Source organism: Cohnella pontilimi, from assembly GCF_005049045.1.
Lineage (GTDB): Bacteria > Bacillota > Bacilli > Paenibacillales > Paenibacillaceae > Cohnella > Cohnella pontilimi.
This window is the reverse complement of record NZ_SUPK01000013.1, coordinates 1-14,420: the sequence shown is the minus strand read 5'-3', so window position 1 is coordinate 14,420 and position 14,420 is coordinate 1. Positions and strand designations below refer to the sequence as shown.

The following is a 14,420-nucleotide window of genomic DNA, read 5'->3' as shown; positions in this document are numbered from 1 at the left end:
TTGTGATGCTAAGACAGGCTATGGTAAAATGATGTAAGTGTGTCGAGAGGAGGCCAGGGATGAACCGAATCATCCGCAACACAGGCTTTTATTTGCTTATATTTTTGGTGACCGTCGGAATTGTCCAGTTTTTCATCAGCAAAAACGAGACCACCGATGAGTTGAGCTATAAACAACTTGTCCAAGTCGTCGAACAAGGTAACGTCTCCAGCCTCACGATGCAAATTCAGAACGGGACCTATCTGGTTACCGGTAAATATAAGAAGCCGAATGATCAGAAAAACAGTACTTTCACCGCACGTGCGCCTCTGGCGGATTATGTGGCGAAACAGTTCGAAGATTTGAGCAAGACCAAAGGCTATGATCTTCAAATGAAGAGGATGCCGGGCGAGAACTTCTGGCTCACTTTCCTCACCTCGATCATTCCGTTCGTGATCATGTTCATCCTGTTCTTCTTCCTGATCAATCAGGCGCAGGGCGGCGGCGGCAAAGTCATGAATTTCGGCAAAAGCCGCGCGCGTCTCTATAATGAAGAGAAGAAACGCGTCACCTTCGAAGACGTGGCCGGCGCCGATGAAGAGAAGCAGGAGCTCGTGGAAGTCGTCGAATTCCTGAAAGATCCGCGCAAATTCGCCGCGCTTGGCGCCCGCATCCCGAAAGGGGTTCTCCTCGTGGGTCCTCCGGGTACGGGTAAAACGCTTCTGGCGCGCGCTGTGGCAGGCGAAGCGGGCGTTCCGTTTTTCAGCATCTCGGGCTCCGACTTCGTCGAAATGTTCGTCGGTGTGGGCGCATCCCGCGTGCGGGATTTGTTCGAAAACGCGAAGAAGAATGCTCCGTGCATCATCTTCATAGACGAGATCGACGCCGTCGGCCGTCAACGGGGCGCAGGCCTCGGCGGCGGACATGACGAGCGAGAACAGACGCTCAACCAATTGCTCGTCGAGATGGACGGGTTCGGCGCGAACGAAGGAATTATCATCGTGGCCGCAACGAACCGTCCCGACATTCTGGATCCTGCGCTGCTTCGCCCGGGCCGGTTCGACCGTCAGATCACGGTCGATCGTCCGGACGTCAAAGGCCGGGAAGCGGTGCTCAAGGTACATGCCCGCAACAAGCCGCTGAGCAAAGACGTGAAGCTGGACACGATCGCCAAGCGGACGACCGGATTCACCGGCGCGGACCTCGAGAACCTGCTGAACGAAGCCGCTCTCCTCGCGGCTCGCCGCAACAAGAAAGATATCGCCATGCGGGAAGTGGATGAGGCGATCGACCGCGTCATTGTCGGCACCGAGAAGAAAAGCCGCGTGATCAGCGACCGGGAGAAGCGGATCGTCGCTTACCATGAAGCGGGTCACACGATCGTCGGATACTTCCTCGAGAATGCCGATATGGTGCACAAGGTTACGATCATCCCGCGCGGACGTGCGGGCGGCTACGTGATTATGCTGCCGAAGGAAGACCGCATGCTCGTCACGAAGCAGGAGCTGCTTGATAAAATTACCGGCTTGCTTGGCGGACGCGTGTCCGAAGAGCTGTTCATCGGCGAAATCGGCACCGGCGCTTACAGCGACTTTAAACAGGCGACCGGAATCGCACGCAGCATGATCATGGAGTACGGCATGAGCGAACGGCTCGGGCCGATGCAGTTCGGCAACGTGCAAGGCCAAGTGTTCCTTGGCCGCGACCTCGGACATGAGCAGAACTATTCCGACGCGATTGCCTACGAGATCGATCAAGAGATGCAGCGAATCATTCAATCGTGTTACGACCGCGCGAAACAGCTCCTCACGGAGAAGAGCGATGAAGTTCACAAAATCGCGCAAACGCTGCTCGAAGAAGAGACGCTGGATCTCGACCAGATCAAGAATCTCATCGAAACGGGAACGCTCGACGGTAACGGAGGCGACGGCTCGAACAGCGGAAGCGAAGAGCCGAAGAGCGATCCGATCATCGACACGCTTGGCAGCGGGGTTCGTGTCCGCATCCAGACGCGGGAAGACGATCCGACCGCCACGCAAACGCCGGACCCCAGTGACGATCCGGAAGAAGGCAACCGATAAGCGTGACCAAAACCGCAACTCGCAGCTTCGATGCTGCGGTTTGCGGTTTTTTTGAGAAAACGATCGAAATGAAAAGCAGCAAAAAAGGGGGAGCACCCGTGATTTTGGTCGTGGATGTCGGGAATACCAACATTGTGCTCGGATTGTATGAGGACCGGACGCTGAACCATCATTGGCGGCTCAGCACGAACCGCTCCACCACGGTGGACGAATACGGCGTTATGATCATGAACTTGTTTCAGCTGGCCCAAGTTCATGCGAATCAGATCGAAGGCGTCATTTTGTCCAGCGTCGTACCGCCGTTAATGAACATTTTGGAGAGGTTGTTCGTCCAATATGTAGGCAAAGAAGCGCTGGTCGTCGGACCCGGGATCAAAACCGGCTTGAACATCCGGTACGAAAACCCGAAAGAAGTAGGCGCGGACCGCATCGTCAATGCTGTGGCCGGCATTGAGAAGTACGGCTCCCCGCTCATCATCGTCGACTTCGGAACGGCCACCACCTTCGACTACATCGACGAAAACGGCGCCTATTTGGGTGGAGCGATCGTTCCGGGCATCGGGATTTCGGCGGAGGCCCTGTACCAGCGGGCGGCCAAGCTGCCGCGGATCGAATTGGCCAAACCGCGCACCGTGATCGGGCGCAATACGGTAGCGGCCATGCAAGCCGGCATTATTTACGGCTATGCGGGACAGGTGGATGGGATCGTACGCCGGATCCGCGAAGAATTCCGCGTGAATCCCCGCGTCATCGCGACCGGCGGGCTGGCCGAATTGATCGCGGGAGAGTCCGAGGCGATCGAGACGGTCGACCCGCTGCTTACGCTGGAAGGACTTCGCATCGTTTACGAAAGGAACGGGTAAAAGGAGTTACCCGCTTACAGAAGGGAGCAGCACGACAACGATGAAAGACGAATTGATACGCGGTACGGCGTGGAACGCCGGAATCCGGGTGTTTGCCGCACGTACGACCAACCTCGTGGCGGAGCTTCAGCGCCGGCATGATACATATCCGACAGCAACGGCCGCGCTCGGCAGATCCGCCACGGCGGGCGCCATGATGGGCGTCATGTTGAAGGACGGAGCAAGGTTGACGATTCAAGTGAAGGGAGACGGTCCGCTCGGCCAAATCGTGATCGATTCCAATTCCGAAGCGGAGGTGCGGGGTTACGTGGATCACCCGCATACCCATCTCCCGAGCAACCCACAAGGGAAGCTCGATGTAGCCGGCGCGGTCGGCCGGAACGGATATGTGAATGTGATTAAAGATTTGGGGCTGAAAGAACCGTACCGCGGCAGCGTTCCGATTATATCCGGAGAACTGGCCGAGGATTTTACTTATTATTTCGCGGAATCAGAGCAAGTGCCTTCCGCCGTAGGGCTTGGCGTGCTGGTGGACGTGGACAACTCCGTGCTGCACGCCGGCGGATTTATTGTACAGGTCATGCCCGGAATGCCGGATGATCAGCTTGAGCGGCTGGAACAGGCTGTATCCGGCATGCCCCATATCACTGCCCTGCTGGACCGCGGGGAAACGCCCGAAAGCATTTTGCGTTTCTTGGTCGGGGACGACCTGACGATTCACGAAAGAGTGGAGCCTATATTCCGGTGCAAATGCTCCCGGGAACGGGTTGCCAATACGCTGCTTACGCTCGGGGCGGAGGAACTGCGCAGCTTGATCGATCAAGACGGGAAAGCGGATGTGCTTTGCCATTTTTGCAACGAGACTTACGCATTCTCCGCCGAGGATCTGGAAGACCTTCATCGGCAGGCTTCGGAGGTGCGGCGGAGGGGAGACTGAACGATGGGGAAAATTGTTTTGCCGCTGCGCCGGCTGCTGCTCGTGACGATTGTGATGCCTGTCGTCTTGACCGGCTGTTCTCCCGCGTCCGATGACAATAAGGAGATCTCGCCGGCCACCCCGTCCGCGGGCTCCAAGGGCGAAGTCTCCGCCGATACTGTCGGCGTTGTCGACGGGAAATCGATCAGCCGAGCGGAATTGACGCAGCGTCTTCTGTCCTCCTATGGCAGCGACACGCTTCGGGAGATCATGCTCCATGAAGCGGTAAACCGGGAAGCGGCAAAACTCGGATTGACGGTAAGCGCGCAGGAGCTGGAACAGGAACTGAAAAGCATGATGGAAGGGTATGAAGGAGAAGCCCAATTTTATGCCGTTATGCAAAAGCAGCTCGGTTTGGACAAGGAAGCGGTTCGAGAAGACGCGAAATACCGGCTGTTGGTGGAAAAGCTGGCCACTCGGGACGTTCAGATTACGGAACAGCAAATCGCCGGATATTATAAGCAACATGAGGGGGATTACTCCTCTCGCCGGCAGTTTGAGCTGGCCTGGATCGTGACTTCCTCTAAAGCCGAAGCGAATGACGTACTGTCGCAGCTCGAACAAGGTACGGATTTCGGTACATTGGCCGGCGAGTACTCCACAGACGAGATGACGGCGGAAACCGGCGGTTATTTGGGCTGGGTCGACGAAAACGACTCGTTTCAAGATCCGCGCGTTTTACAAGCTGCCTCGCAGTTGAATGTGGGAGAAATTGCGGGACCGGTCAAAATCGATGCCGGATATGCAGTGGTTCAGTTAAAAGGCACGCAGACAACGGACGGTCAGCCGCTCTCTGCCGTGCGGGAAGAGATTCGCAGACAGCTGGCCATGCAGCAAGCGGTTCCGATTCGCGAACTCGAACGGCGTCTTCTGAGCAAATACGGCGCCAAAGTATTGGATCCTCGGCTTTCCTCAGCGGTGGACCGGTAACGCATGCGAACCGGCCGACGGGGACAGCGGCGGCTATTGACATTCCATTAGCGGGTTGATAAGATGAAAGCATAATGAAAGCCGACTGATTTAGTCGGATTAATGCACCGATGCGGCAGAGCCGTACCTTTATATTGGAGGGAATGTCATGGCGAAGATTGTGCAGAGCATTACCGAATTGATCGGAGATACGCCGCTGGTTCGTTTGAACCGTCTCGTACCGGCCGGAAGCGCGGAGATTTATGTGAAATTGGAATACCAGAATCCCGGCGCGAGCGTGAAAGACCGGATCGCGATCAGCATGGTTGAAGAAGCCGAGAAACGCGGCGACATCAAACCGGGCGTCACGACGATCGTAGAACCGACAAGCGGGAACACCGGCATCGGATTGGCGATGGTCGCAGCCGCGAAAGGGTACCGCGCCATTCTCGTCATGCCGGAGACGATGAGCTTGGAGCGCCGCAACCTGCTTCGCGCATACGGAGCGGAGCTCGTATTGACGCCGGGTTCCGAAGGCATGAACGGCGCCGTTAAGAAGGCGGAAGAGATTACGGCCCAGAACAACGACTATTTCATGCCGCAGCAATTTAAAAACCCGGACAACGTGAAAATTCACCGCGAAACGACCGGTCCGGAAATCGTCGAAGCGATCAACTCTTTGGACAGCAAGCTGGACGCGTTCATTGCCGGCATCGGTACCGGGGGAACGATCTCGGGCGCCGGCGAAGTGCTGAAGAAGAACTTCCCGAACATCAAAATTTACGCGGTTGAGCCGGCCGGTTCTCCGCTGCTGTCCGGCGGCAACCCTGGACCTCATAAAATCCAGGGCATCGGTGCCAACTTTATTCCGGAAATATTGAATCGCCAAGTTTACGACGGGGTCATTACCGTCGAGAACGACGAGGCGTTCGAAGTGGCTCGTGCCGCAGCGAAGCAGGAAGGCATCCTGTGCGGTATTTCGTCCGGCGCCGCCATCCACGCCGCTCTGAAAGTGGCCAAAGAGCTGGGTGAAGGCAAACGCGTCGTGGCCATCGTGCCGTCTAACGGCGAACGTTACCTGAGCACGCCGTTGTTTAACTTCGACAACTGATAATCGGAGCAGGGTATGTAAGGGGGCTTCCGCAGCAATGCGGAGGCTTTTTTTTGGTAAAATGGAGTGTGACGTTGTCGGGATTTCGAACGGAGGTCGGCGGATTTTGGATTTGGTGAACGGGTCGCAATGGCATCGCTGGAACGGGGAGTACTCGATGTTGCCTTTCGTACGGAAGCTTGATGTCCCGGAAGGCGGATCCGGCTTACTGCCTGCATTGTGGGATGGATTATGGGCGGACGCTTCCGAGTACGCCTGCGTGTTGGAAAGCGGCAAAGGCGGTCGTTATACGATCGTCGGCGCTCGTCCGGTGTCGGTGCTGACAGGGCGAGGTCCTCAGGTTCAGGTTATGGAAAATCGAGACGACCGATGGGTGCAACTATACGAGGCGCAAGGAGAACCGATTCACATGATGCGAGATTGGTTGAATCAGACGACGGCTCCGAAGCTCGCTGGAGTACCTGATTGCATAGGAGGGGTGCTCGGTTTTTGGTCGTACGATATGGCGCGGCATTTGGAGAAGATCCCGGAATCGGCGGTCGACGATCTCCAGTTGCCCGACTTCCTCTACCAACGATATACGCAGCTCTGGATTGCGGATCATCGGGAGAACGCCATTTATGCAGCCGTTCACACACCGATCTCCGGAAAGTTAGACACGCAACAATTGGAGAGGAAGTTTAGACAGGCGGAAGAGACCGCGGCCCAGATGGAGCAAAGCTGGATCCGCTGGCGCGAGACGGCGGATTCTCCGGAGCTGGCGGCCAAACGGAGGGCAATGCTTCGCCGAATCGAAGAACAGCCGATGAATCTCGACGTAGAGAAGGTTCCCGGACTCCAAACATCATTGGACAAACACGATTTTATGCAGGCCGTAGAGCGTGTCCGCGAATATATCGCGCAAGGTGACGTGTTCCAAGTGAACCTCTCTCTCCGGCAAAGCCGTCCGTCCGCCGCCGATCCCGAGGAACTGTATGAATGGCTGAGACTGGTGAATCCTTCTCCTTATATGGGTTGTCTCCGTACCCCTGAATTTTCGCTGGTCAGCGCTTCCCCCGAGCTGTTGGTTAAAATGGACGGCGGACGGCTCACCACCCGCCCGATTGCCGGAACCCGCAGACGCGGACGCACGCCGGACGAGGATCGGGCGATGGAAGACGAGCTGCTCACGAATGAAAAGGAACGCGCGGAACACGTCATGCTGGTGGATCTGGAACGCAACGACCTCGGAAGGGTGGCGGCTTACGGTTCCGTGAAAGTGCCGGAGCTCCTCACCGTGGAAAAATACTCTCATGTCATGCATCTCGTCTCCCAAGTCGAGGCTCGGCTTGCTTCGGGCAAAGATGCGCTGGACGTCATGGCTGCCGTATTTCCGGGCGGAACGATTACCGGGGCTCCGAAAATTCGTACGATGGAGATCATCGAAGAGCTGGAGCCCGTGCGGCGGGGAGCCTATACGGGAGCGATGGGATGGATTGACTACTCGGGGGATATGGAATTTAATATAGTTATTCGCACAATTCTGTGGAGAGACGGATTGTGCCATATCCAGGCAGGGGCAGGGATCGTCATCGATTCCGACCCGGAGCGGGAATTTTACGAATGCCTGAACAAAGCCAAAGCGCTGTGGACGGCGGAGGCCTATGCAAGGGGGACCCCAAATGATTCTGGTGATCGATAACTACGATTCCTTTACGTATAATTTGGTGCAGTATTTGGGAGAGCTCGGCGAGGAAGTGGTCGTGCGCAGGAACGACGAGATCGAGCTCGAAGGCATCGCTGAGCTGGCGCCGGATCATATTCTCATTTCACCCGGTCCGTGCACACCTAACGAGGCGGGGATCAGTCTGGCCCTGATCGAACGGTTCAAGGGAAAAATTCCGATTATGGGCGTTTGCCTCGGACATCAATCTATCGGACAAGCGTTCGGCGGTGAAGTGGTACGGGCTGAGAAACTGATGCACGGCAAAACGTCGGAAATTCGGCATGACGGGCGTACCCTTTTCGAGGGACTTCCATCACCGTTCACTGCAACCCGTTACCATTCCCTCATCGTAAAGAGGGACACGCTGCCGGACTCCTTGGAAGTAACGGCTGAGTCCGAGGATGGCGAAATTATGGGGCTGCGGCATAAACAGTACAATGTGGAAGGCGTGCAGTTTCACCCGGAATCCATCATGACCGAGGACGGTTTGCGGATTCTCCGCAACTTTCTCGCCAGCAAGAGTGGCGTGAGGGCATGAAGGTTTTGCTGAACGGACAAGTGAAAGAATCCAGCGAGGCCGTGATCTCGGTGTTTGATCACGGCTTTTTATACGGGATGGGGCTTTTCGAGACATTCCGTACCTATCAAGGGAAGCCGTGGCTTTTGGAACGGCACGCGGATCGTTTAGCTGACGGCTGCCGGATGCTCGGTATCCAGTTTGATCCCGATACGAACCGCCTTCGGGAAGGTGTAACCCGTTTGCTCACGGCAAACGGGCTTTCCGATGCTTATATCCGTTGGTCGGTTTCCGCGGGTTCCGGGCCGATCGGATTGCCCGTGGAACCCTATGACGCTCCTATGGAAATCGTATATGCCAAGCCGCTCGCGGCGGATGAGCCGGACAGCCGGCCGGGCAAGACGCTTCGCAGGCTGAGCGTTCGCCGGAGCACGCCGGAAGGCGGCGTCCGGTTAAAATCTTTCCATTATATGAACAATATTGTTGCGAAACGGGAACTGACGTCGGACGGTGTCGGTCCTGGCACGGAAGGGCTTTTTCTGGACAACGGCGGATCCGTGTGCGAAGGAATCGTGGGCAACGTGTTTTGGTTCAACGGTGACGTCCTATGCACACCTTCATTAGAGACCGGCGCACTGCCCGGCATTACCCGGGCGTTCGTCATGGAGCTGGCGGCGTCGGGCGGTTGGCAAGTATCGGAGGGGCGTTTCAGCTGGAACGATCTCGCGGCTGCGGAGGAAATCTTTTTGACGGGCTCGGTCCAGGAAGTGGTGCCGGTCATCGGTCTGGAGGAGGAAGGCGGCCGTCCTGTCCGGAATCTGGACGTCGGCTCCCGGACCCTGCAGCTGATGAAAGGGTATCGGAATTGCGCAGAGAGGGGCGAATCGGGTGGAACCTGCATTTTATAATCGAACTTACACCTTTCACGACGGTTTGCGACTGGAGCTGGGTCGGAGAACGTTGATCATGGGTATTTTGAATGTGACGCCCGATTCGTTCTCGGACGGAGGACGCTACGAAGCCGTGGAAGCCGCCGTCGAAAAAGCGCGGGAGATGGCGGCAGAAGGAGCGGATATTCTCGATATCGGGGGCGAATCGACCCGGCCGGGACATGAAGCGGTGTCGACCGAGGAAGAGCTGATGCGGATTCTGCCCGTCATTCATGCGGTCCGCGAGGCGGTGAAGCTGCCGATCAGCCTGGATACTTACAAAGCGGAAACGGCGAGGCAGGCCATGGAAGCCGGCGCGCATATTTTGAACGATATTTGGGGATTCAAGCAGGATCCCGGGATGGCTGCCGTTGCCGCCGATTATGGTTGTCCGGTTATTTTGATGCATAACAGGGAGCAGCGCGATTACGCGGATTTCGTGCCGGATGTACTGGGAGATTTGAAGGCTTCCGTGGCCAGGGCACGAGCGGCCGGAGTAGCGGAGGAGAACATCTGGCTCGATCCGGGCATCGGATTCGCGAAAGATTATGATGAAAATGTCGAACTCATGGGACAGTTGGACCGGATCGTCCGGCTGGGCTATCCCGTACTGCTGGGCACATCGCGCAAAACCTTCATCCGCCGCACCCTGGACGTGACGGTGGACGACGCGTTGGAGGGAACGGCGGCGACCGTGTCGCTCGGCATTGCGCAAGGATGCCAGATCGTTCGGGTTCACGACGTCAAACAGATGAAACGGGTCGCGGCCATGACCGATGCGATCGTTTACCGTCAGGCCGGAAGGAGCGGACGATAATGGACCGGATGCTGCTGCGGCGTATGCAGTTTTACGGCTATCATGGAGTTTTTGCGGAAGAGAATAAACTGGGACAAAAGTTCATCGTGGATCTGGATCTGCGGTTGGATTTGAGCCGGGCCTCGCACTCGGACAACGTAGAAGATACCGTCAATTATGCCGAAATCCACGCGTTGGTGAAGAGGATTGTCGAAGGCCCTCCCGTGAAGCTGATCGAAGCGCTGGCGGAAAACATTGCGTCGGGCATACTCGGTACGTATACTATTATCAGCGAAGCCACGGTTTCCGTGACGAAGCCGAACCCGCCTTTTGATATCACGTTCGACGGTGTGACGGTGGAGCTTAGGAGACAAAGGGACGACCAAGGAAATGTCGTACCCGTAAAGGATTGACGTGATTGAAGGAAGCGTATGTGGCGTTAGGTGCGAATCTCGGCGAACGCGAGAGGTCTTTGGCAGAGGCGATCGATCGATTGCGGTTGACGCCAGGTATCGAAGTAAGAAGAATTTCTGCCGTATATGAGACGGAACCGGTCGGTTATACCGACCAGCCGGCTTTTCTGAATATGGCGGCAGCGATTAGGACGGATTTGGCGCCTGTCGAACTGCTCCGGAAGCTGCTGCAGATCGAGAAAGAGATGGGCCGAGTGCGGGATGTCCGCTGGGGACCGAGAACGATCGATTTGGACTTGCTGTTGTATGAAGACGTTACGATGCAGACGGATGTTCTGACGCTCCCGCATCCCCGCATGGGAGAGCGGGCGTTCGTGCTGGTGCCGCTTCGCGACGTTTGGCCGAACGGTTTGAAGTTTCCGTGGCAGACGGTGTTGGAAGCTCTGCGACCGGACGAAACAGGAATTCGACAATGGGGCACTTTGGACGAGTCCCGGTAAAGGAGTTGAGAACCATGCTGAAAATCGGCAACATTCCGATGGATAACAATGTCGTGCTGGCTCCGATGGCGGGCGTATGCAATCCGGCCTTCCGGCTGATCGCCAAGGAATTTGGCTGCGGACTGGTATGCGCGGAAATGGTGAGCGACAAGGCGATCATGCACGGCAACCAGCGCACTTTGGAAATGCTGTATGTGGATGAAAGAGAAAAACCGCTGAGCCTGCAGATTTTTGGAGGCGACAAGGAGTCTCTGGTGGCCGCGGTGAAATATGTAGATGAGAACACCAATGCGGACATCATCGATATCAATATGGGATGCCCGGTTCCGAAGGTGACCAAATGTGATGCCGGAGCTCGTTGGCTGCTGGATCCGAAAAAGATATACGATATGGTTTCTTATGCGGTGGAAGCGGCGAAAAAGCCGGTGACCGTGAAAATGCGAATCGGCTGGGATGACCAGCATATTTACGCGGTGGAGAACGCGCAAGCTGTCGAACGTGCGGGAGGGGCGGCGGTCAGCGTGCATGGACGTACCCGGGAGCAATTGTATACGGGCAAAGCGAACTGGGATATTATAAGGGACGTTAAACAGGCCGTGTCGATTCCCGTCATCGGCAACGGCGACGTGTTTTCACCCGAAGACGCCAAGCGGCTACTCGAACATACCGGCTGCGACGGCGTCATGATCGGCCGCGGCGCACTCGGAAATCCGTGGATGCTGTATCGTACGGTCCATTACCTTACGCGCGGCGAAATCCTGCCGGAGCCTAGACCGAGCGAGAAGATCCGCATCGCCTTGCTGCACCTCGATCGGCTGGTCAACCTGAAAGGCGAGGCGCAAGCGGTGCGTGAAATGCGCAAGCATCTCGCTTGGTATTTGAAAGGGCTGCCGGGATCCGCACAAGTCAAAGATTCCCTGATGGACATGACGGAGCGGGATGCCGTTGCGGCAGCTCTTGAAGAGTATGTTCACAAGGTGGAGGCCGAGATGGACCGCGAAGCGACGGACGGCACCGAGTCCGGAGAACTGCTGGTTCACTAAAAACGTGCGGTTTTGTAGGCATTTCCGCGAATTGACATTTTCCGGGGGTTGAAATATAATCAGAACCAATATTCGCAAGGTCGGGCGCGAATGGGATCAAGTTCCAGCCTTTTAGCTGTCATGTCCAAGCGGAAAGACCATATATTGGAGTAACCCAATTAAGCAGGCAATAGACCATTCCACGATTGGAGATCGGTGAAATGAGCGATAAGGAAGTCCTTTTAACCCCCGATGGGCTCAAGAGGCTGGAAGAGGAGCTTGAGAACCTGAAATCGGTGAAACGCCGCGAGGTGGCGGAGCGCATCAAGATCGCGATCGGATACGGCGATATTAGCGAGAACTCCGAATACGAGGATGCCAAGAACGAACAGGCCTTTATCGAAGGACGCATCATCACGCTGGAGAAGATGCTTCGCAACGCTCGCATCATCAACAATGACGAAATCAACCTCGATACGGTAGGCATCGGCTCCACCGTCATCGTGAAAGACCTGGAATTCGGCGACACCGTTCATTATACGATTGTAGGAACGGCCGAATCGGACCCGCTGCAGAACAAGATTTCCAACGAGAGCCCTGTCGGGAAAGCGATTATCGGTAAAAAGAAAGGCACCACCGTTGAAGTGAACGTTCCCGCGGGCATCATTAAATACAAAATCGTCGATATCAAGAAGTGATGGCGGTCTTGCCCCGGCAAGCGCAGACAGCGAAAAAGCTTCCTCCGGAAGCTTTTTTGGCTGTTAATAAGCAAGTGAAGGAGAACGGAAGTTATGGAACATACAGATGTAAACGAATCGGCCGAGCTCAGCGAATTGCTGCAAATTCGGCGCAATAAACTGGACGAGCTGCGGGATCTCGGTGTCGACCCCTTCGGTACGAAGTTCAACCGCGAGAATCATGCCGGAGACGTGTTGGCCGCATACGGAGAGCTTTCTCAAGAAGAATTGGAAGCACGTGCGATCGAAGTCAGCCTGGCCGGTCGCATTATGCAGAAACGCGGGATGGGTAAGGCAGCATTTGCGCATATTCAGGATCTGAGCGGCAGGATTCAAATCTATGTGCGTCAAGATACGGTGCCCGGCAACCAGTTCGCGGCGTTCGATCTGCTCGACATTGGAGACTTGGTCGGAGTGCGCGGCGTGGTCTTCAAGACCAAGACCGGAGAAACCTCGGTGAAGGTGCGCGAGCTGGCCGTATTGACCAAGTCGCTGCTTCCTCTGCCGGATAAGTTCCATGGCCTTAAGGATGTGGAGACCCGGTATCGGCAGCGTTATGTGGATTTGATCGTGAACCCGGATGTGCAAAAGACGTTCCTCACTCGATCCCGGATCATCCAGTCGATGCGCCGTTATTTGGATGACCGCGGTTATCTCGAGGTGGAGACGCCGACGCTGCACGCCATTGCGGGAGGCGCAACTGCGCGGCCGTTTATCACGCATCACAACGCGCTCGATATGCAGCTTTATATGCGAATTGCCATTGAGCTTCACTTAAAACGGCTCATCGTCGGCGGACTGGAAAAAGTGTACGAAATCGGCCGGGTGTACCGGAACGAAGGGATTTCTACGCGTCATAACCCCGAGTTCACGATGATCGAGCTTTACGAAGCGTATGCCGATTACGAAGATATCATGCGGTTGACTGAGAATTTGATTGCGCATATCGCGCAAGATGTTCTCGGCACGACGAAGATTACGTATCAAGGCCAGGAAGTCGATCTTGCGCCGCCGTGGCGCCGGGTATCCATGACAGACCTGATTCGGGAAGCCGTAGGGATCGACTTCACCGCACAGATGTCGGACGAGGATGCGCATCGATTGGCCAAAGAACATAAGGTCCCTGTAGAGCCGCATATGTCGTTCGGCCACATCGTGAACGCGTTTTTCGAGACGTTCGTGGAGCATACGCTCATTCAGCCGACGTTTGTGACCGGCCATCCGGTTGCAATCTCGCCGCTGGCGAAGAAGAACGACAAAGATCCCCGGTTCACGGACCGCTTCGAGCTGTTCATTGTAGCGCGGGAGCACGCCAACGCCTTCACCGAGCTGAACGACCCGATCGATCAGCGTCAGCGGTTTGAAGCACAACTGGCGGAGAAAGCCGCGGGCAACGACGAGGCGCACGAAATGGATGAGGATTTCATCCGCTCGCTGGAGTACGGCATGCCGCCGACAGGCGGTCTCGGAATCGGCGTTGACCGGTTGGTTATGCTGCTCACCGATTCGCCGTCCATTCGGGATGTGCTGCTCTTCCCGCATATGCGCGAGCGCGGGAACGATTGAATTCGTTTGTTGCGTTGGAAGTAAGCCGTCTGCCCGCCAGGGCAGGCGGCTTTATCGTTTGCGCCAACTATATCGGAAATACATGCGTAAATACGTCGGAATTGCCTGAAACAACCAGCTGAAAAAGGGTTGCATTGGGCTAGCCAGCGTGATATATTATTTAAGCCGCTTCTGACGCGGTACGAAATAAAGATTGCTCCTTGAAAACTGAACATCGAGCGTAATACGGACCCTGTCGTTTCATTTGAGACGATGGACAACGATTTAAAATTGAGCCATCATGGCTCTCTAATAAAGTTTTACCTTTATGGAGAGT

The 14,420-nt window shown here is 55.9% G+C and carries 14 protein-coding genes; all 14 read left to right on the top strand.

Annotation, left to right across the window (positions count from 1 at the left end):
* Nucleotides 1-59 precede the first annotated feature (59 nt).
* The 14 genes from ftsH to lysS all read left to right on the top strand — a co-directional run bounded on the left by ftsH (nucleotide 60) and on the right by lysS (nucleotide 14,104).
* A complete protein-coding gene (ftsH, locus tag E5161_RS19865; RefSeq protein WP_136779626.1) occupies nucleotides 60-2,060 on the top strand; it encodes an ATP-dependent zinc metalloprotease FtsH in 2,001 nt (666 codons plus the stop codon).
* Nucleotides 2,061-2,158: 98 nt separating this feature from the next.
* Nucleotides 2,159-2,923: a type III pantothenate kinase gene (locus E5161_RS19860; RefSeq protein ID WP_136779674.1), complete on the top strand. Its 765-nt coding sequence runs from the start codon at nucleotides 2,159-2,161 to the stop codon at nucleotides 2,921-2,923.
* 40 nt (nucleotides 2,924-2,963) lie between these two features.
* On the top strand, nucleotides 2,964-3,860 hold the full coding sequence (gene hslO, locus E5161_RS19855) for an Hsp33 family molecular chaperone HslO (RefSeq protein WP_136779625.1): 897 nt from the start codon (nucleotides 2,964-2,966) through the stop codon (nucleotides 3,858-3,860).
* 3 nt (nucleotides 3,861-3,863) lie between these two features.
* Nucleotides 3,864-4,829, top strand: a complete 966-nt coding sequence (locus E5161_RS19850) for a peptidylprolyl isomerase (protein ID WP_136779624.1) — start codon at nucleotides 3,864-3,866, stop codon at nucleotides 4,827-4,829.
* 148 nt (nucleotides 4,830-4,977) lie between these two features.
* Complete coding sequence (cysK, locus tag E5161_RS19845; protein ID WP_136779623.1) at nucleotides 4,978-5,919, top strand: cysteine synthase A; 942 nt, start codon at nucleotides 4,978-4,980, stop codon at nucleotides 5,917-5,919.
* A gap of 115 nt (nucleotides 5,920-6,034) precedes the next feature.
* Nucleotides 6,035-7,600 carry an anthranilate synthase component I family protein gene (locus tag E5161_RS19840; RefSeq protein WP_246042469.1) on the top strand — a complete coding sequence of 522 codons (1,566 nt, stop codon included), beginning with the start codon at nucleotides 6,035-6,037 and terminating at the stop codon, nucleotides 7,598-7,600.
* Entirely contained in the window at nucleotides 7,581-8,162 is a 582-nt protein-coding gene (gene pabA, locus E5161_RS19835) for an aminodeoxychorismate/anthranilate synthase component II (RefSeq protein WP_136779622.1), read from the top strand. Before E5161_RS19840 ends, pabA begins: the two co-directional genes overlap by 20 nt.
* Complete coding sequence (locus E5161_RS19830) at nucleotides 8,159-9,049, top strand: aminotransferase class IV (RefSeq protein ID WP_136779621.1); 891 nt, start codon at nucleotides 8,159-8,161, stop codon at nucleotides 9,047-9,049. The genes pabA and E5161_RS19830 overlap by 4 nt, the downstream gene beginning before the upstream one ends.
* Entirely contained in the window at nucleotides 9,030-9,887 is an 858-nt protein-coding gene (folP, locus tag E5161_RS19825; protein ID WP_425456549.1) for a dihydropteroate synthase, read from the top strand. Before E5161_RS19830 ends, folP begins: the two co-directional genes overlap by 20 nt.
* On the top strand, nucleotides 9,887-10,279 hold the full coding sequence (gene folB / locus E5161_RS19820) for a dihydroneopterin aldolase (RefSeq protein WP_136779619.1): 393 nt from the start codon (nucleotides 9,887-9,889) through the stop codon (nucleotides 10,277-10,279). Before folP ends, folB begins: the two co-directional genes overlap by 1 nt.
* A gap of 5 nt (nucleotides 10,280-10,284) precedes the next feature.
* Nucleotides 10,285-10,779, top strand: a complete 495-nt coding sequence (gene folK, locus E5161_RS19815) for a 2-amino-4-hydroxy-6-hydroxymethyldihydropteridine diphosphokinase (RefSeq protein ID WP_136779618.1) — start codon at nucleotides 10,285-10,287, stop codon at nucleotides 10,777-10,779.
* A 14-nt stretch (nucleotides 10,780-10,793) separates the two neighbouring features.
* Nucleotides 10,794-11,822 carry a tRNA dihydrouridine synthase DusB gene (gene dusB, locus E5161_RS19810; RefSeq protein WP_136779617.1) on the top strand — a complete coding sequence of 343 codons (1,029 nt, stop codon included), beginning with the start codon at nucleotides 10,794-10,796 and terminating at the stop codon, nucleotides 11,820-11,822.
* A 200-nt stretch (nucleotides 11,823-12,022) separates the two neighbouring features.
* The gene (greA, locus tag E5161_RS19805; RefSeq protein ID WP_136779616.1) at nucleotides 12,023-12,499 is read left to right on the top strand and encodes a transcription elongation factor GreA; all 477 of its coding nucleotides are present in this window, start codon (nucleotides 12,023-12,025) and stop codon (nucleotides 12,497-12,499) included.
* A gap of 93 nt (nucleotides 12,500-12,592) precedes the next feature.
* Entirely contained in the window at nucleotides 12,593-14,104 is a 1,512-nt protein-coding gene (gene lysS, locus E5161_RS19800; RefSeq protein WP_136779615.1) for a lysine--tRNA ligase, read from the top strand.
* Nucleotides 14,105-14,420: the final 316 nt, after the last annotated feature.